Below are 17,705 nucleotides of genomic sequence, written 5' to 3'. Positions count from 1 at the left end.
CTGCGTGCCCCCCGTGATCACTGCATTCAGGGCCTCGCCCGACCGTGGCCGCGGGCTTGCCCGCGACATGCGCGTCCGCTGGGCTTTGGAAGAGCTTGGTGTCCCCTACGAAGTGCAGCTTCTGGACTTCACCGACCTGCGCGAGCCGCCGCACCTTGCGCGCAATCCGTTCGGCCAGATCCCTACGCTTGAAACCGATGGCGTGACCTTGTTTGAATCGGGCGCGATCATTCTCCATCTCGCGGAGACGACGCCGGGCCTTCTTCCATTTGATCCCGTATCCCGCGCCCGCGCGATCAACTGGATGTTTGCGGCGGTCAGCACCGTCGAGCCGCCGATCCTGGAGCTTCAGACCGCGGTGCTGCTTGAAGGACAGAACGATTGGACCGAGGAACGTCTCCCTTTGATCAGGGAACGTATCCATTACCGTCTTGCCTTACTCGCCGCGAGGTTGGGCGAAAATCCCTGGATAGATGGGGAATTCAGCGCGGGCGATCTGATGCTGGTGTCGGTGATGATCCGTTTGCGCGGGCACGATCTTCTCGAACCTCACGCAAATTTGATGCAGTATATCGCGCGTGCAGAAGCACGGCCCGCCTTTCAGCGGGCCTTTGCCGCGCAGCACGCCGTCTATCTCGCATCTGTGAGCCTAGGCGACTAGGCCTCCTCGCTCTCCGGGATGAGCATGGCGCGTTTTTGCTGCACGGGTTTCCAGCGCAGCAACGGTGCGCGTTCGCTGCGCGCGCTGTCCTGCTCATCCTGCCAAGAGCGCGGATTGATCGGTTCTTCGATCTCGTATTCCACGGACATCGTCTCCTTGGGCCATCAATGCCCCATGGAGACGACAGTTCCGTTTCAGTTCAGCGGTTTACCGCAATAATGGACGCAATCAGATATGCAGCGCACGACCATAGGCGGCGAGCACGCTTTCATGCATCGATTCACTGATCGTCGGGTGCGGGAACACCGTGTGCATCAGTTCGGCTTCGGTGGTTTCCAGCGTCTTGCCCACGACGAAGCCCTGGATCATTTCGGTCACTTCTGCACCGATCATGTGTGCGCCGAGCAACTCGCCGGTCTTTTCATCGAACACCGTCTTCACGAAGCCTTCGCTTTCGCCGAGCGCGATCGCTTTGCCATTGCCGATGAACGGGAACGTGCCCACCTTCACCGCATAACCTGCTTCCTTGGCCTTCGCCTCGGTAAGGCCGACGCTGGCAATCTGCGGGTGGCAATACGTGCAGCCCGGGATGTTGGCGCGGTCCATCGGATGCGGGTGCACATCCTTGTTGCCCAGTTCCGCCGCGATGGCTTCGGCGGCGATCACCCCCTCGTGGCTCGCCTTATGCGCCAACCACGGCCCCGGCGTCACGTCGCCGATCGCCCAGACGCCCTTGACGTTGGTGCGGCCATAGCCATCGATCGCGATGATGCCCCGCTCGGCCTTCACGCCGACCGTTTCCAGGCCGATGTTCTCGGTGTTGGGCACGATGCCCACGGCCACGATCACATGGCTGTAGTCGGCTTCGGTGACCTTCCCGTCCTTGCCCTTGATCTTGGCCTTCACGCCCTTGCCCGAAACGTCGATGCTTTCGACGCCTGCACCGGTCAGCACGGTCATCCCCTGCTTCTTCAGCGCCTTTTCCAGGAACGCCGAAACATCGGCGTCTTCCACCGGCACCACGCGGTCCATCATTTCGACCACGGTCACTTCGGCGCCCATGTCGTTGTAGAAGCTGGCGAACTCAATGCCGATCGCGCCCGATCCGATGACCAGCAGCTTACTCGGCATTTCCCTCGGCGTCATCGCATGGCGATAGGTCCAGATGCGCTCGCCATCGGCCTTTGCGAACGGCAGGTCGCGCGCACGCGCGCCGGTCGCCACGATGATGTGCTTGGCGGTCAGCGTTTCGGTGCCCCCCTTCCCGTCAGCGTCGCCCTTCACTTCGAGAGTGTTGGCGCTCTTGAGCGTGCCGCTGCCCATGTGAACGGCGATCTTGTTCTTCTTCATCAGGTGCGTGACGCCCTGATTGAGCTGCTTGGCCACGCCGCGCGAACGCTTCACCACCGCATCGATGTCGGCGCGGATGTTGTCTGCGGCAAGGCCATAGGCCGCCGCGTGCTTCATCTGGTGATAGACTTCGGCCGAGCGCAGCAGCGCCTTGGTCGGGATGCAACCCCAGTTCAGGCAGATGCCACCCAGGTTCTCGCGCTCCACGATCGCGGTCTTGAGGCCCAGCTGCGCGCAGCGGATCGCCGCGACATAGCCACCGGGGCCCGAACCGAGAACGATGACGTCGTATTGGTCAGCCACGCGAATGCTCCTTCAGGCCCTCTTTGTCGGCCCATGATCTAGCGGCGGGCGAAGCAATCGCCCGCTCCTCAAAGTGACAGTCTCAGGCCAGCAGGCCGAGCGGGTTCTCGATCAGCGTCTTGATCGCCTGCATCAGTTCGGCACCGTCCGCGCCATCGATGGCACGGTGGTCGAAGCTGCCGGTCACGCTCATCACCGTGGCGACGGCAAGGGCGCCATCGACGACATGGGGGCGCTGCTCGCCAGCGCCAACCGCCAGGATCATCGCTTGCGGCGGATTGATCACCGCGTCGAACTGCTTGATGCCGAACATGCCGAGGTTGGACAGGCTCGCCGTGCCGCCCTGGTATTCGTGCGGCTGCAGCTTGCCTTCGCGCGCCTTGCCAGCAAGGGTCTTCATCTCGGTGGCGATGGTCGAAATCGACTTCGATCCGGCATCGACGATGATCGGCGTGATCAGGCCCGAAGGTGCGGCAACGGCGACCGAGATATCGGCGCGCGAGTACGTCCGCAGTTCATCGCCGGCAAAGCTGACGTTGCACTTGGGCACCATCAGCAACGCCTTGGCCAGCGCCTTGATGATCAGGTCGTTGACCGAAAGCTTCACGCCCTGCGGCTCGAGCGCCTTGTTGAGCTCGCCGCGCAGCTTCAGCAGCGCATCGAGCCGGATATCGACCGTGAGGTAGATGTGCGGGATCGTCTGCTTGGCCTCGGTCAGGCGGCGCGCGATCGTCTTGCGCACGTTGTTGAGCTTGGTCGCCTCGTAGGGAATGCCGAAGTCGGGGATCGACGCAGCTGCAGGGGCCGGTGCGGTCGCCGCGGCCGGCGCTGGTGCTGCTGCTGCGGGCGCTGCTGCAGCCGGAGCGGCAGCCGCAGGCTTGGCATCACTGACGTCCGCCTTGACGATGCGGCCATTGGGACCGCTGCCCTTGATCGCACTGAGGTCGAGCCCCTTGTCGGCCGCGATCCGCTTGGCAAGCGGCGATGCGATCACGCGATCACCCTTGGGCGCAGGCGCTGCTGCAGCAGCGGCCGGCGCAGCGACCGGTGCGGGCGCCGCTGCGGCCGGTGCCGGTGCCGGTGCAGCCTCTGCCTTGGCCGTAGGAGCAGGCGCCGCTTCAACCTTCGCTGCCGGAGCCGGTGCAGCATCGTCATCCTCGCCCGCAATGGTTGCGATCACGGTGCCCACCTTCACGCCTTCGGTCCCTTCGGCAACGTCGATGGAGACAACGGTGCCTTCGTCGACCGCTTCGAACTCCATCGTCGCCTTGTCGGTCTCGATCTCCGCGAGGATGTCGCCGGAAGAAACCGTATCTCCCACCTTGACCAGCCAACGGGCAATAGTGCCCTCTTCCATCGTCGGGGACAGCGCGGGCATCTTTATCGAGACGGTCATGGCGGGTTCTGTTCCGTTCTGGGTATCTTCGGGTGTCGCGTGGGGTCGCAAGGGCGCGATGCCGCTACGACTTCCGGTTGCGGCATTTCGCCACCACAGCGCGCAGGGTCAACCCCATTGCCACTTGCCCCGCATACGAATTAGGCCGATGGTCATAAGAACTGGAGCAGGTCAAGCCTCGTGGAGAGCCCGATGGCGCAGCAACGCGTCTACCTCGTCATTATGGACGAAACCCCCGAGGCGCAGAACGCACTCCGTTTTGCCGCTCGTCGCGCTGCTCGCACCAATGGCGCGGTCCACATCTTGGCGTTGATCCCTCCGCAGGAATTCGTCGCATTCGGCGGCGTGCAGGCAACCATCGAACAGGAAGCGCGCGATCGCGCCGAAGTTCTGGCGACGACCGCAGCCGGTGGCCTGGCCGCCGAATCCGGCCTCATGCCCACGATCACCGTGCAGCAGGGCGATGGCCCGCAGGTCGTGCGGGATTTCCTTAAGGCACATCCCGAAGTATCCGCACTGGTCCTCGGCGCCGCAGCAGAGGGCGGGCCCGGCCAGCTCGTGGCCCACTTTGCAGCGCACGCGGGCCAGCTGCCCTGCGTGCTGATGATCGTGCCCGGTGCCGCCGACGAAAGCCGGATCGACGCCGTTTCCTGATCCCGCCGCCTAGCGACGCTTGCCTTGGTGCCGGATATTGCCGGGGCGCCCACGCTTTCCGGCGATATAGTTGCCCTGCTTCTTCGGCTTGGCCTCCATCCGGCCACCGCGCCGTTCGATCCGGCGCACGCCTTCTTCCACGTCCACGGGCTCGAATTTCAGCGCGCCAGTCAGCGGGTTTGCCTCCGCCAGCCGCAGCTTGAGCATCATGCCTATGGCGAACTGCTCGCCGCTCTGCTCCCCGATCAGCCGCTGCGCCTTCTCGTCATAGGCGAAGCGCTCTGCCCCCAACGTGGACACGGGGACGAGACCATCCCCGCCCAGCCCCACGATCGTGGCGAACAGGCCGAATTTCTGCACGCCGGTGATGCGCGTGTCGAACACCTCACCCACCCGCGCCGAAAGCCATGCCGCGACATAGCGATCGATCGTCTCGCGCTCGGCTTCCATGGCGCGCCGCTCGGCCACGCTGATCGCCTCGGACACGCGCGTCAGATCGGCGCGGTCACGGTCGGCAAGGCCCGATATCGGCGGCACATCCGCCTGCGGTCGCGGCTGCTCCAGGCCATAGGCATCGACCAGCGCACGGTGGACCAGAAGGTCGGAATAACGCCGGATCGGCGAGGTGAAGTGGGCGTAGGAGCCCAGCGACAGCCCGAAGTGCCCCGCGTTGCGTGGGCCGTAATAGGCCTGCGTCTGGCTGCGCAGCACCGCCTCCATCACCAGCGCCTTTTCCGCCTCGTCGGTCACGTCCTTCAACATGCGGTTGAACAGCGACGGCGTGATCACCTGCCCCAGCGCCAGCTTGCGCCCGAAAGTCGCGAGATAGTCCTTGAGCACAACCAGCTTCTCCCGGCCCGGCGGTTCGTGAATGCGGTAGACCACCGGCGCGACCTTGGCTTCCAGCGCCTTGGCGGCGGCGACGTTGGCTGCGATCATGAAGTCCTCGACCACCCGGTGCGCATCGAGCCGTTCGCGCACCGCGACTTCGGCAATGCGGCCCTGCTCGTCGAGCACGACGCGCCGTTCGGGCAATTCGAGCGCCAGCGGATCGCGCGCGTCCCGCGCCTTTTCCAGCAGGCGCCAGGCTTCCCACAGATGGACGAGATGCGGCGCGGCCTCGCCCGCATCGATGCGGCGCTGCGCTTCTTCGTAAGCGATCACTTCGGCGATGTTCACCAGCGCGCGGGTGAAGCGCCAGTCGGTGATGCGCCCCTGCGCGTCGATGGTCATGTGGCACGCCATCGCCGCGCGGGTCTGGCCCGACTTCAGCGAGCAGACATCGGCAGAAAGCACTTCGGGCAGCATCGGCACCACCCGGTCGGGGAAGTAGACCGAATTGCCCCGCTTGCGCGCTTCGCGGTCAAGCTGTCCACCCGGCCGCACATAGAACGAAACGTCGGCAATGGCGACCACTGCGCGGAAGCCGCCGGCACCGTCGGGTTCGGCCCAGATTGCGTCGTCGTGGTCGCGCGCATCGGCCGGGTCGATGGCCACGATCGGCAGCGCGCGCAGGTCCTCGCGCTTGTCCTCGCTCAACGGCAGCCTTGCGGCGCGTTCGGCTTCGGCCACGGCTTCGGGCGCAAAGCTGAACGGGATGCCATGCTTGTGGATCGCGATCAGGCTGAACGCGCGCGGCGCCAGTGGGTCGCCCAGCACGGCGGTAACCTTCATTCCCGCGCGCGGGCTCTTGCCCGCCGGCTCTGCCAGCACAAGCTGCCCGGCTTCCGCGCCCCCCAAATCGGACACCGGCACCGAATTGCGCACGCGCTTGTCGACCGGCGCCAGCCAGCCCTTGCCCGTGCCATCCAGCTCGATCACGCCCAGCAGCTGCTCTTCGCGCAGCGCCAGCTTCTTCATCGGATGCGCGACCCAGCCCGCACCCGCTTCCTCGGTCCGCGCCAGCACGCGATCACCGGGCTTTAGGGCGGCCTCGCGGGTGCGCGCCCGGCCCTTAGGCTCAACGATGCGCAGGCGCGGCGGCGGGCTCGCATCGTCCGGCTGCCAGTTGTCCGGCACGGCGTAGACATCGCCCTCGTCGATCTCGACGATCCGGAGCACCGTCACGCGCGGCACGCCGCCCATGGCGTGAAAGGCGCTGCGGTTGCCGTCGATCAGGCCCTCTTCGGCCATGTCCTTGAGCAGGGCCTTGAGCGCGATCTTCTCGGTGCCCTTTACGCCGAACGCCTTGGCGATCTCGCGCTTGCCAGCAGGCTCGGCACTCTGCGCGATGAAATCGAGCACCTGCTGGCGCGTCGGGAGTCCCTGGGGGAGCTTGGATTTGACCATCGCTCCCATGTGGCGCTTCACCGCAGGCGTGGCAACCGCCGAAGCCCGGAAATCACCCGCCGATCGGCCCGAAGCCACCGCCGGGCACGGCGGTCGATACCGGACTCTCCGCTCCGTTCGCCGCCTTGGCGCTCACGCCGAAGAACCAGTCATCGCCCCGCACGTGTTCCAGTCGCAGCGTGGTGGCGGTCACCCCTTCCGCCACCTTTTCGGTCCAGCCGGGCGCATCGGTGCGCCGACGCCACACGGTGTAGGACAGGGCACCGGGCACGGCCTTCCATTCAAGGTCGGTCCAGGTCGAAACCGCCGCCTTGGCCGTCACCACCGGCGGCATCGGCGCCGATGCCAGCGCGGCAAGCCCGCGCACGTTCAAACGCGTGACTTTGGCGAGGTAGGGAAAATCCATTTCGTCGATCGTGTCGCCGAACTTCACCCCACCCTCGGTCCGCACGTCCTGATGCTGGTGTTCGTAGTCCTCGATCGCCACCGAAAAGCGCACCGCCGGGTAGCCCTTGTCGGAAAAAGGCAGCTGGTCCCCGCCCCGTCCCATGCGGTCGGCGCGCCAGATCTGACGCACGGCAAGGCCGGTTGCGTCCTGCGCCGCCAGACCTTCCAGCCAGCGCGCGATATTGCGCGACGGGCTGTCGTTCTCGCCCCCGAAGCGTCGCATCTGCGCGCGCAGGGCGTCTGTCGAATCCGCGCGCAGCCCTTCGGAAAGGACGCGCACGTGGGCATCGTCCTTCACCCCGTCGCTTCCGCGCGATCCGCCGACGATGTCGTTGTTGAACACCGCCTTCACCGTCCAGCCTTGCGCCTTGGCGTAGTCGGCCAGCAGCTTGCCGCCATAAAGCCCCTGCTCTTCGCCCGACAGCACGGCGTAGACAATGGTCGCCGGGTACTTGTGTTTCGACAGCACGCGCGCGGCTTCCAGCACCAGTGCCGTGCCCGAACCATCGTCGTTGGCGCCGGGCGCATCGACTGTCGCGTTCATCACGTCGGACCCGCGGCTGTCGATGTGGCCCTGCACGATCACCACTTCATTGGGCCGCTCGGTCCCGCGCTGGATCGCCACCACATCCACCAGCCGCGTGGGCGTTGGCACCCGCTCGCCCGAAATCATCGTCTCGGGCAGCGCGATCTCGAGGCAGTTGCCGCAGGCCTTGCTGCTCTTTCGAAACTCCGCCTCGGCCCAGCGACGGGCGGCGCCGATCCCGCGCTTCGGGTCGGTCTGCGTCGAAAGCGTGTGGCGCGTGCCGAAGGCCACCAGCTTTTCGATATCCGCCCGCTGGCGCGCCTCGGACACGGCCTGCGCCGGGTCCGGGCCTGTCTGGGCGGTTGCCGGCACGGCGATCGACAGGGCGAAGATGCTGGGAAGAAGACGTTGCATCTGCGCAGTCTAGCTCGACCGTAGTGCCCGACAAGGTTTCTTTCGAGACTATAGCACCCTGATTGCGCGCTTCTTTGCGCGTGCTTATCGTCGCTCATCCGAGGATTCCGAAGGGGACAGAATTCCGATGCGCCAGACGCTTTCCGCCATGCTGCTTGCGGGCAGCATGTTCGCCACGCCCGCCGTTGCCGCTCCGATGAAGCCCAACGCGGTGGACACCTTCGTCGGCAACGTCGCCGCAACGCCAGCCGATGCCGCCGCGATCAACGCGATGTGCGACAGGTTCGTGAACGAAATCGCGCGTCGCCAGACCGCGCTTGAGGGCGAGAAGGGCCGCGCCACCATACCGACGACGCTGCAAGCTTACGACGATCTGACCGACCTGCTGTTTTCCTCGCTGGGAGAAATGACGCTCTATCGCGAAGTCATGGCGGATGCCCCGCGCCGAGACGCGGCCGCCGCCTGTGAAGTGAAGATCAACGCCGCGAACACCAAGATCAGCCTGTCGCGCCCGATCTACGAACGGCTCAAGGCCGTCGACGTGTCCAAGGCCGACAGCGCCACCAAGCTGCTGCACAGTCGGATCATCGGATCGTTCGAACGTTCAGGGATAGGCCTGCCAGACGCCGAACGCGCAAAGGCGCAGGAGCTATCGGACAAGATTTCCCAGGCCGGAACCGCCTTCGACCAGGCCATCGCTGCGGGTCGCAAGACAGTCACTGCCGATCCCGCCGAACTCGAAGGCCTGCCTGCCGACTACATCGCCGCGCACAAGCCCGACGCCAGCGGCAATGTGACCCTCTCGACCGACTACCCCGACCTGTTCCCGGTCATGTCCTATGCCAAGAGCAGCGCGCTGCGGCAGCGGATCTACGAAGCGTTCCTGACCCGCGCCTGGCCCGAAAACGACGCCAACCTGCGCACGATGATCGATCTGCGCGACCAGCTGGCAAAGCTGGTTGGCCGCAAGGACTTCGCCAGCCTCGTGCTCGAAGACAAGATGGTCAACACGCCCGAGAAGGTCGTCGCGCTGCTCGATGACATGGCAAGCGCGGCCCGCCCCGCAGCCGATCGCGATTATGCCCGCAAGCTTGCGGTCTACCGCCTCGATCACCCCGGTGCGACCAGCTTCAACGTGTGGGACAACAGCTACCTGACCAACCTGGTGCAGAAGCAGGACTTCTCCTACGACCGGCAGGAAGCCCGCAAATACTTCGCCTACAACAACGTGCGCGACGGTATCCTGCGGCTCACGCAAGACCTGTTCGGCGTAAAGATCACGCCTTGGCAGACAGCCAAGTGGGATCCGATGGTCGAAACCTACGAGATTTCAGAAGCGAGCGGGCCCGAGGCGGGCAAGCTGCTCGGCCGGTTCTATTTCGACAGCCACCCGCGCCCCGGCAAATACGATCACGCCAACATGATCCCGCTGCGGGTTGGCGTTGCCGGCCGCACCATTCCGGTCGGTGCGCTGGTGATGAACCTCCCCGCAGGCGACCATTCCACCGGCCTGATGGAGCACGGTGACGTGCAGACCTTCCTGCACGAATTCGGCCACATGCTGCACCACATCTTCGGCGGGCAGACGGTCAAGTGGGCCGGCGTCAGCAGCATTTCCACCGAATGGGATTTCGCCGAAGCACCCTCGCAGATGCTGGAGGAATGGGTCTACGACTACGACACGCTCAGCCGCTTCGCGGTGGACGCGCAGGGCAAGACGATCCCGCGCGACCTCGTCGAGAAGATGAACAAGGCGCGCTATTTCAACCTCGGCATGGCCGATCTGCGCCAGCTCGGCTACTCGAACATCTCGCTGCGCCTGCACCAGGGCCCTGCCCCCGCCGACTTGGGCGCCCGAACGCGCGAACTCGCCGCCGTGTACGACCTGCTGCCCCTGCCGCCATCGACCCAGTCGCAGGCGAGCTTCGGCCACCTCAACGGCTATTCGGCGATCTACTACACCTACGAATGGTCGAAGGTGATCGCCGACGACATGTTCACCCAGTTCGCCAAGAACGGCATGCGCGATACCGCCACGGCCCTGCGCTATCGCACGCTGGTACTAGGCCCCGGCGGGTCCAAGCCTGCGGCGGAACTGGTGGCCGATTTCCTCGGCCGCCCGATCAGCATCGATGCCTACAAGGCCGAAGTCGCCAAGGACAAATGAGGCAATGGGCGCGGCGGCCAGCGAACCGCCGCGCCTTTGCCAGTATCAATACGCGCGCGCCACCAGGATGCGCTCGACCGCCGGCTCGCCGGTGAACGGGCAGGTGCCGTCCACGGGCGCTGCATCCAGCGGCGTGTTTCGGATGGTGAGCTTCAGCGCCTTCAGTTGCTCTACCACCCTGTCGAGCGCGGCACCGGTCGGGCGCGACCACTGCATCTCGACCCAGCCGGGGAACTTGCGATCCTCGGCGAAATATGTGGAAAGGCCAGCAAGATCGCTCACCCCTCGCTCGATCTGCGCATCGCGGCGCGCGCGGGCTTCCGTGTAGAGCGAGCGCTCGATGTCCTCGAGTTCGGCCGACGCCATCGCCACGAATTCGCCCTGCGCCATGCCGGTGAAGTTCGCCTTCCCGGCATCGTTCCACAGCCGGTCGCGGCGCAGCACCGAAACCTGTCCGCCCTCGGCATCGCGCCCGCCGATCTCCAGGATCAGCGGCACGCCCTTCTTGACCCATGCCCACCGCTTCTGCGTCGCCTTGCCGGGCCGCTTGTCGAGCAGCACGCGCACACGCTCCCCGAACGCGGAGAGCTTGGCCAGCTCCGCGCGCAGCGTCTCGCAATAGGCGAGCAGCGCCGCGTCGCCATCATTGTCGCGCAGCATCGGCAGGATCACGATCTGCTGCGGCGCCACCTGCGGCGGAGTACGCAGGCCGTCGTCGTCGCCATGGGTCATGATCACGCCGCCGATCATGCGGGTGGAAACGCCCCAGCTGGTGGTGTGGCACAGCGTCTGCTGGCCTTCCTTGTCCTGGTAGCGGATGCCCGCCGCCTCGGCGAAGCCGGTGCCGAGGTAATGCGATGTGCCCGCCTGCAGTGCCTTGCCATCCTGCATCATCGCTTCGATCGAATAGGTCGCGACCGCGCCGGGGAAGCGCTCGTTTTCGGGCTTGGGTCCGGCGATCACCGGCAACGCCAGCGGCCCTTCGGCAAAGGCGCGATACATTTCGAGCGCGCGCAGCGTCTCGGCCATGGCGTCGGCTTCATCGGCGTGCGCGGTATGGCCTTCCTGCCAGAGGAACTCGCTGGTGCGCAGGAACATGCGGGTGCGCATTTCCCAGCGCACCACGTTGGCCCACTGGTTGGTCAGCAGCGGCAGATCGCGCCACGACTGCACCCAGCGCGCCATCGCCGCGCCGATCACCGTCTCGGACGTCGGGCGCACCACCAGCGGCTCTTCCAGCTTCGCTTCGGGATCGGGCACCAGCCCGCCCTTGGGATCGGCGATCAGGCGGTGGTGCGTGACGACCGCCATTTCCTTGGCGAAGCCTTCGACGTGGTCGGCTTCCTTGGCGAAGTAGGACAGCGGGATGAACAGCGGGAAATAGCAGTTCTCGACGCCGGCCGCCTTGATCTGTTCGTCCATCAGCTTCTGGATGCGTTCCCAGATGCCATATCCCCATGGCTTGATCACCATGCAGCCGCGCACGCCCGATTCCTCGGCGAGCTCGGCCTCGGCGATGACCGCCTGGTACCACTGGGCGAAATCTTCCTCGCGGGTGACGGGAAGCGCGTGCTTGATCGTGGGCTTGTTCATGGCGCGGGGGGTTAGTGCCCCGCGCGGATTCGGGCAATCCCGGATAGCGCCTGCCCCACCGTGGCAAGCGCTATCGGATCACTCCGCTCGCCGCATTACTTGACGAGCTGGTCGAGCTTCTTCTGCATGTCGGCCATCTGCTTGCGCAGCGCTTCCAGTTCGTCGGATTCGCCCGCAGCCTTGGGATCTTCCCGTCCGGGGGTGGCGGCGCCCGGCACGAACGCGGCGGCCGCAGCCTTGAACATTTCCATGTTGCGCTGGGCGATCTGCGCCAACGGGTTCGCGCCGATCGAGTCCTCGATCGCCTTGCGCAGCTTCACCTGGTTCTCGCGGAAGTGCTCCATCGAGGCTTCGAGGTAGCCGGGCAGCAGCGCCTGCATCGAATTGCCGTACATCGAGATCAGCTGGCGCAGGAAGTTCGTCGGCAGCATCTGCTCGCCCGCCGATTCCTCTTCCATAATGATCTGGGTCAGGATCGTGTGCGTCAGGTCGGCGCCGGTCTTGGCGTCGATCACCTGAAAGTCGACATTGTCCTTCACCATCTGGGCGAGGTGGTCGAGCGTGATGTAGCTCGACGTACTGGTGTTGTAGAGCCTGCGGTTGGCGTACTTCTTGATGATGACCGCTTCGCCGTCTTTTGCCTGCTGTGCCATTGTATGTGCGCCCCCGCTGGGTTCTCTCCTGCTAATTAGCAGATGCAGCATGTGCAGCGCAATAAAAGTTAGCAGTTAAAGTTAAAATACTACAACCTTGCAAACCGCCGGCCCAAAAGGGTCAACATCTCGTATTGGGACAATCCTGTCGCGGCACTTGCGGTCGGCAGATCATATTCTGCACTCAGCCAGTCTCCTTCGGCACATTCGGGCACTGCGGAAAGATCGAGGATCACAAGGTCCATCGAAACCCGCCCGATCACCGGCAAGGTCTTCCCATTGAACGAAAATTTCCCGATCGAGGACCAGCAGCGAAGGTATCCGTCGGCATAGCCGATCGACACCGTCCCGGCGCGGATCGGGCGGTCGGCAATGAACGTGGCATTATAGCCGACCAGGTCCCCTGCGGAGAGATCGCGGGTCTGGATCAAGGCTACTTCCGGATAAGCGGTTTGCCTTATCGTGCCTGCGAAATCGCGGCGCGGAATCCCGCCATAAAGCGCGATCCCCGGACGCGTCAGATCGGCATGGTAATCCGCCCCCAGCGCAATGCCCGCGCTGTTGGCAAGGCTGTAGCGGCGCCCCTTCACGCCCGCGCGCACCTGTCGGAATCGCGCAAGCTGCGCGGCGTTCTGGTCGGTATCCTCGTCGGCGCTGGCAAGATGGCTCAGCACCAGATCGATATCGAGTTCGGCCAGCACGGGATGGCCCAGTTCGCGCATCGCAATGCCGAGCCGGTTGATCCCCGTATCCACCATCACATGGCATGTCCCGCCGCCCGCAGCCTGCCAACGCGCCGCTTGCGCGATCGAGTTGAGCACCGGGCGGACACCGCTGCGCTGCGCGAAAAGGACATCCTCATCCGTAATCGGTCCGTGCAGCACGGCGATGCTTTGGGCCGGCACATGCGCCAGCAGGCTGGGCACCTCGCTCCAGTGCGCCACGAACCAGTCGCGGCAGCCCGCCGCCGCCAGGACGGGCACCACGCGGCTGGCGCCGAGGCCATAGGCATCGGCCTTGACCGCGGCCCCCGCCCGCGCCGCGCCCGACATCTGGTCGAGCGTGCGCCAGTTGTCGGCCAGCGCCCCGGCATCGAGCCGCAGGCGCAACGAAGCAGGCGGCAGGCTCAGGCAGGTATCAGGCAGCTTGGTCTCCATAATCGCGCGGCTTCCCGCCCTTCAGGCCCCAGGCCGCGACGATCAGCGCAACCAGGACCACGCCCCAGGTGTACCACAGGCCCGAATAGGGATTGCCGGTCTTGGCGACGATCAGGGTGGAAATGAACGGCAGGAAGCCACCGAAGTAGCCCGTGCCGATGTGATAGGGGATCGACATCGAACTGTAGCGGATTCGCGGCGGGAACATTTCCGCCAGCAGCGCCGCCACCGGGCCGTACGTCGCACCCGAAAGCGCCATCAGCAGTACCAGCCCCAGCACCACGATCGCGGCGCGGCCGAAATCAGGCGTCACCTTGGTGAAATCGTAGCCTGCATCGCCGAGCAGCGCCTGCAACTGCGTCGCCCGCGCCTTCTTGTCGTCCCAGGCATAGCCATCAAGCGATAGCACCCTGTCGCCCGCGCGCAGCATCAGCGCGCTGCCCTGCACCAGCGTGTAGGGGACGCCCGATCCCGTCAGGTCAGCCAACAGCTTGCTGCACGGCGTCGCCTGCTCGGTGGCGAAGGCGCTGTAGCGGCAGTCGGGCCCGCTCACCACCACCGGCACCGATCGCGCGGTTTCGGCAAGCCCCGGATTGGCCGCGCCGCCCACCAGCCAGAACGCCGGAAACAGCAGCAGCAACGTGGCCACATAGCCCAGCACGATCGGCGTCTTGCGGCCCACCTTGTCCGACAGGTGCCCGAACAGCAGGTTGAACGGCATGCCAAGGACACAGGCGATGCCGACAAGGATTTCCGCCGTCGTATCGTCGACCCGCACCGCGGATTTCAGGAACGACAGGCCGGAGAACATCGCGGTATACCAGATCACCGTCAGGCCAGCGGCCACGCCGAACAGCGCGATGAACAGGCGGCGCTTGTTGCCGGGATAGGTCAGGCTTTCGACGAAGGGATTGCCGGCAAGCTCGCCCTCCTCCTTCATCGCCTTGAACACCGGGCTTTCCGACAGCTTCAACCGCATCCACATCGAAACCGCCAGCAGCGCCAGACTCAGCACGAACGGCACCCGCCAGCCCCATGCCGCCCAGGTCTCGGCCGTCATCAGCGCCTTGCACGAAAGCACCACCAGAAGGCTGAGGACAAAGCCGCCCATCACGCTCGCCTGGATGAAGCTCGTATAGAACCCGCGCCGTTCGGGGTTGGAATGCTCGGCCACATAGACCGCCGCCCCGCCGTATTCCCCGCCCAGGGCAAGGCCCTGCAGGATGCGCAGCAGGATCACCAGCACGGGCGCGGCCATGCCGATCGTTGCGGCCGAAGGGATCAGGCCGACACCCGCCGTGGCAATGCCCATCAGCAGCACGGTGACCAGGAAGGTATACTTGCGCCCCAGCCGATCGCCCAGGAAACCGAACAGCACCGCGCCCAGCGGGCGGAAGCCGAAGCCGACCGCGAACACCAGCCAGAACAGCAGCATTTCCAGCGTGGCGTTACCGGTCGGGAAGAAGGCCTTGGACAGGATCGAGCCGAGCGTGCCGTAGATGAAGAAATCGTACCATTCGAACACCGTGCCCGCGCTGGACGCGGCGATCACCAGCCGGATGTCGCTGGCGCTCGGTTCGCTCTTGCTGTCGCTCATGCCGGTCCCTTCTCCCGTTTCCGAATGCTCTAGCGAAGGCATGGCCAGCGCGAAAGCCTCGCAAAAATCATGGATGGTATAAGGAAAGGGCATCCAGCGCGGCGTCCCACGCCAGCACGATCGCGCCGTGGCGTCCGGGGTAGGCCTGGGCCGGTTCGATCAGTTCGAAGCCCGGCCAATCGGGCAGGGGCCCGTCACCCGCAAGCCACGCGGCGATGGCGCTGCGGGCGGCGGCAATCTCCTCCGCGTTGCGCCCCGCTGCCGCAGCCGCAAAGACGTTTGCGGCGGCCTGCCCCACGGCACAGGCATGCGGCCTCAACCCGACGCGGACAATCCGGCCTTCGCCGTCGACGGCAAGCGCCATGGCAAGGCTGCTGCCGCAGGACCGCGATCGCGCCTCTCCACGCAGGGGCAGCGCCTCGTCCCACGGGTAGGTGGCAAGGCCGGTCGCGGCGGCGAGGATCGCCGGGGTATAGAGCGCTTGTGCCATGATGATCAGTCGGCGGGGCGGCGCTTCTTGCGCGAAGCGGTGCGGTGTTCGGTCGCGGCGGCGCTTGCGCTGTCGTCCGGTTCGGCCCCCCGCGCCGCTTCCTCGCGCCGTTCGGCGATGAGCGTCATCAGCTCCTCGCTCGCGGCATTGAGCACCGGATAAGTCCGGCCGAGCGAGATCCACTCGGGCCGTCCGGATGCGCCCCAGACCACGTCGTAGCCGAACACCAGCACCGAAAAGCCCAGCACGACGACGACGAAGGCCTTCACCGCGCCGAAGCCGAAGCCGAGCAGGCGGTCGATGGGGCCAAGCGTGGAACCGCGGCTTGCCTGCCCCATCCTGCGGGCGATGAAGCGGGTGGCGAAGACGGGGCCGACCATCAGCAGCGCGAAAGCCAGCACACCGGCACCGGTTTCGGTCGAAAGGTGCGGTTCGAGCCAGAGCGTGAGCGGGGCATGGAGGTAGCGCACGGCGACGACTGCCACGCCCCAGGCGAGCAGGCTCAGCACTTCCTCGACAAACCCACGGAAGAAGCCACCGATCGCCCCAACCGCCACCACGAGGAGCACGACATAATCGAAGCCGGTCATTGCAACGGGTGCTACGAGCCGCCCACGATGCGGTCAACGAGATTTGGCAGGAGCTTGAGACTGCCAAAGCGCAGGCCCGGCACCTTTTCGCCCCCCACATCCGGCCCGTAGGCCGTGGTGAAACCTAGCTTTGCCGCTTCCTTCAACCGGATGCCGCCGTGCGCCACCGGACGCACCTCGCCCGCCAGCGATACTTCGCCGAACCAGGCGCAATCGGACGGCAGCGGCCGGTCGGCCAGCGCGGACACGAGCGCGGCGGCAACGGCCAGATCGGCCGCCGGATCGGTCAGGCGATAGCCGCCGGCCACGTTGAGGTAGACTTCGGCCGACGAGAAGCTGAGCCCGCAGCGCGATTCCAGCACCGCGAGCAGCATGGCGAGGCGACCGGAGTCCCAACCGACAACCGCCCGGCGCGGGGTCGCCCCGCTCGCCAGCCGCACGGTGAGCGCCTGGATCTCGACAAGGACGGGCCGCGTTCCTTCGAGCGCGGGGAACACCGCGCTGCCCGCCACCGGCTGGTCGCGACCGGAAAGGAACAGCATCGACGGGTTGCCCACTTCCTCGAGCCCCGCCCCGGCCATGGCGAAAACGCCGATTTCGTCGACCGCGCCGAAGCGGTTCTTGAGCGCGCGCAAGATGCGGTACTGGTGACTGCGTTCGCCCTCGAAGCTCATCACCACATCGACCATGTGTTCCAGCACGCGGGGGCCGGCGATGTTGCCGTCCTTGGTCACGTGGCCAACCAGCACCATGGCGACGCCGTTTTCCTTGGCGTAGCGGATCAGTTCGAACGCGCAGCCGCGCACCTGGCTGACGGTGCCAGGCGCACCTTCGATCTGGTCCGAATGCATCGTCTGGATCGAATCGATCACCAGCAACGCGGGCGGCTCCATCGTGCCGAGCGTGGTCAGGATATCGCGCACCGACGTGGCCGAGGCGAGCCGGATCGGCGCCTTGCCCAGCCCCAGCCGATCGGCGCGCAGGCGGACCTGGTCGGACGCTTCCTCTCCGCTGATGTAGACCGACAGCCCGCCGGCGTTGGCGATGCTTGCCGATGCCTGGAGCAGCAGGGTGGACTTGCCGATGCCGGGATCGCCGCCCATCAGGATGGCCGAACCCGGAACCAGCCCGCCCCCCAGCGCGCGGTCGAATTCGGCAAGGCCGGTCTTGCGCCGCTTCGGCAGTTCGACCGGCTCGTCCAGCGAGACGAAGCGCACCGCGCGTCCACCGCTCGACAGGTCGTGCTTGGCCGAGAACACGGTTTCGGGCGCTTCTTCGGCCAGGGTGTTCCATTCCGAACAATCGGCGCACTGGCCCTGCCAGCGATTCGACACGCTTCCGCACGCTTGGCAGACATAACGACGCTTGGGCTTGGCCATGGCTCCGACTAACGCGAACATAGGGCGAACACAAGCAAC

At 65.7% G+C, this 17,705-nt stretch carries 15 protein-coding genes; 3 read left to right on the top strand and 12 right to left on the bottom strand.

The features are described 5' to 3' along the window. The first annotated feature begins 4 nt into the window (after window positions 1–4). The gene (locus HHL27_RS07440) at window positions 5–661 is read left to right on the top strand and encodes a glutathione S-transferase N-terminal domain-containing protein (protein ID WP_169492712.1); all 657 of its coding nucleotides are present in this window, start codon (window positions 5–7) and stop codon (window positions 659–661) included. Here HHL27_RS07440 and HHL27_RS07435 read toward each other — a convergent pair. The 3 genes from HHL27_RS07435 to HHL27_RS07425 all read right to left on the bottom strand — a co-directional run bounded on the left by HHL27_RS07435 (window position 658) and on the right by HHL27_RS07425 (window position 3,710). Continuing rightward, window positions 658–804, bottom strand: a complete 147-nt coding sequence (locus HHL27_RS07435; RefSeq protein ID WP_169492711.1) for a hypothetical protein — start codon at window positions 802–804, stop codon at window positions 658–660. The genes HHL27_RS07440 and HHL27_RS07435 overlap by 4 nt on opposite strands. Before the next feature lie 85 nt (window positions 805–889). After that, window positions 890–2,314, bottom strand: a complete 1,425-nt coding sequence (gene lpdA, locus HHL27_RS07430; protein ID WP_169492710.1) for a dihydrolipoyl dehydrogenase — start codon at window positions 2,312–2,314, stop codon at window positions 890–892. Between the two features lie 82 nt (window positions 2,315–2,396). Further along, window positions 2,397–3,710, bottom strand: a complete 1,314-nt coding sequence (locus HHL27_RS07425) for a pyruvate dehydrogenase complex dihydrolipoamide acetyltransferase (RefSeq protein WP_169492709.1) — start codon at window positions 3,708–3,710, stop codon at window positions 2,397–2,399. Window positions 3,711–3,902: 192 nt separating this feature from the next. On the opposite strand from HHL27_RS07425, the gene HHL27_RS07420 reads away from it, so the two are divergent. Continuing rightward, complete coding sequence (locus HHL27_RS07420; protein ID WP_169492708.1) at window positions 3,903–4,364, top strand: universal stress protein; 462 nt, start codon at window positions 3,903–3,905, stop codon at window positions 4,362–4,364. A 9-nt stretch (window positions 4,365–4,373) separates the two neighbouring features. Here HHL27_RS07420 and HHL27_RS07415 read toward each other — a convergent pair whose 3' ends face one another. Next, the gene (locus HHL27_RS07415) at window positions 4,374–6,653 is read right to left on the bottom strand and encodes a ribonuclease R family protein (RefSeq protein ID WP_169492836.1); all 2,280 of its coding nucleotides are present in this window, start codon (window positions 6,651–6,653) and stop codon (window positions 4,374–4,376) included. 52 nt (window positions 6,654–6,705) lie between these two features. Continuing rightward, window positions 6,706–8,040: a M20/M25/M40 family metallo-hydrolase gene (locus HHL27_RS07410; protein ID WP_169492707.1), complete on the bottom strand. Its 1,335-nt coding sequence runs from the start codon at window positions 8,038–8,040 to the stop codon at window positions 6,706–6,708. A 127-nt stretch (window positions 8,041–8,167) separates the two neighbouring features. On the opposite strand from HHL27_RS07410, the gene HHL27_RS07405 reads away from it, so the two are divergent. Continuing rightward, the gene (locus tag HHL27_RS07405; protein ID WP_169492706.1) at window positions 8,168–10,207 is read left to right on the top strand and encodes a M3 family metallopeptidase; all 2,040 of its coding nucleotides are present in this window, start codon (window positions 8,168–8,170) and stop codon (window positions 10,205–10,207) included. Between the two features lie 45 nt (window positions 10,208–10,252). Here HHL27_RS07405 and HHL27_RS07400 read toward each other — a convergent pair whose 3' ends face one another. The 7 genes from HHL27_RS07400 to radA form a co-directional block, all read right to left on the bottom strand. Continuing rightward, window positions 10,253–11,800 (bottom strand): aminoacyl--tRNA ligase-related protein, encoded by a 1,548-nt coding sequence (locus HHL27_RS07400; protein WP_169492705.1) that lies wholly within the window; start codon window positions 11,798–11,800, stop codon window positions 10,253–10,255. Window positions 11,801–11,895: 95 nt separating this feature from the next. Further along, window positions 11,896–12,453, bottom strand: a complete 558-nt coding sequence (phaR, locus tag HHL27_RS07395; RefSeq protein WP_169492704.1) for a polyhydroxyalkanoate synthesis repressor PhaR — start codon at window positions 12,451–12,453, stop codon at window positions 11,896–11,898. Between the two features lie 89 nt (window positions 12,454–12,542). Next, a complete protein-coding gene (locus HHL27_RS07390) occupies window positions 12,543–13,610 on the bottom strand; it encodes an alanine racemase (protein WP_169492703.1) in 1,068 nt (355 codons plus the stop codon). Continuing rightward, window positions 13,591–15,207 (bottom strand): MFS transporter, encoded by a 1,617-nt coding sequence (locus HHL27_RS07385; protein ID WP_169492702.1) that lies wholly within the window; start codon window positions 15,205–15,207, stop codon window positions 13,591–13,593. The genes HHL27_RS07390 and HHL27_RS07385 overlap by 20 nt, the downstream gene beginning before the upstream one ends. Before the next feature lie 67 nt (window positions 15,208–15,274). After that, window positions 15,275–15,697: an iron-sulfur cluster assembly scaffold protein gene (locus tag HHL27_RS07380; RefSeq protein ID WP_206069423.1), complete on the bottom strand. Its 423-nt coding sequence runs from the start codon at window positions 15,695–15,697 to the stop codon at window positions 15,275–15,277. 5 nt (window positions 15,698–15,702) lie between these two features. Then, window positions 15,703–16,287: a CvpA family protein gene (locus tag HHL27_RS07375; protein WP_169492701.1), complete on the bottom strand. Its 585-nt coding sequence runs from the start codon at window positions 16,285–16,287 to the stop codon at window positions 15,703–15,705. An 11-nt stretch (window positions 16,288–16,298) separates the two neighbouring features. Beyond that, window positions 16,299–17,666 carry a DNA repair protein RadA gene (radA, locus tag HHL27_RS07370; protein WP_169492700.1) on the bottom strand — a complete coding sequence of 456 codons (1,368 nt, stop codon included), beginning with the start codon at window positions 17,664–17,666 and terminating at the stop codon, window positions 16,299–16,301. Window positions 17,667–17,705 lie beyond the last annotated feature (39 nt).

It is taken from the genome of Novosphingobium olei, assembly GCF_012927405.1.
GTDB lineage: Bacteria > Pseudomonadota > Alphaproteobacteria > Sphingomonadales > Sphingomonadaceae > Novosphingobium > Novosphingobium olei.
The sequence above is the reverse complement of the archived record's forward strand: the minus strand, read 5'-3'. Positions and strand labels throughout refer to the sequence as shown.

Excerpts from the sequence above, each read along its gene's own strand:
- HHL27_RS07385 (WP_169492702.1), bottom strand. The coding sequence starts at position 15,207 with ATGAGCGACAGCAAGAGCGAACCGAGCGCCAGCGACATCCGGCTGGTG.
- HHL27_RS07405 (WP_169492706.1), top strand. The coding sequence starts at position 8,168 with ATGCGCCAGACGCTTTCCGCCATGCTGCTTGCGGGCAGCATGTTCGCC.
- HHL27_RS07410 (WP_169492707.1), bottom strand. The coding sequence starts at position 8,040 with ATGCAACGTCTTCTTCCCAGCATCTTCGCCCTGTCGATCGCCGTGCCG.
- radA (WP_169492700.1), bottom strand. The coding sequence starts at position 17,666 with ATGGCCAAGCCCAAGCGTCGTTATGTCTGCCAAGCGTGCGGAAGCGTG.
- HHL27_RS07380 (WP_206069423.1), bottom strand. The coding sequence starts at position 15,697 with ATGGCACAAGCGCTCTATACCCCGGCGATCCTCGCCGCCGCGACCGGC.
- HHL27_RS07425 (WP_169492709.1), bottom strand. The coding sequence starts at position 3,710 with ATGACCGTCTCGATAAAGATGCCCGCGCTGTCCCCGACGATGGAAGAG.
- HHL27_RS07415 (WP_169492836.1), bottom strand. The coding sequence starts at position 6,653 with ATGGTCAAATCCAAGCTCCCCCAGGGACTCCCGACGCGCCAGCAGGTG.
- HHL27_RS07400 (WP_169492705.1), bottom strand. The coding sequence starts at position 11,800 with ATGAACAAGCCCACGATCAAGCACGCGCTTCCCGTCACCCGCGAGGAA.
- HHL27_RS07375 (WP_169492701.1), bottom strand. The coding sequence starts at position 16,287 with ATGACCGGCTTCGATTATGTCGTGCTCCTCGTGGTGGCGGTTGGGGCG.
- HHL27_RS07420 (WP_169492708.1), top strand. The coding sequence starts at position 3,903 with ATGGCGCAGCAACGCGTCTACCTCGTCATTATGGACGAAACCCCCGAG.
- HHL27_RS07390 (WP_169492703.1), bottom strand. The coding sequence starts at position 13,610 with ATGGAGACCAAGCTGCCTGATACCTGCCTGAGCCTGCCGCCTGCTTCG.
- phaR (WP_169492704.1), bottom strand. The coding sequence starts at position 12,453 with ATGGCACAGCAGGCAAAAGACGGCGAAGCGGTCATCATCAAGAAGTAC.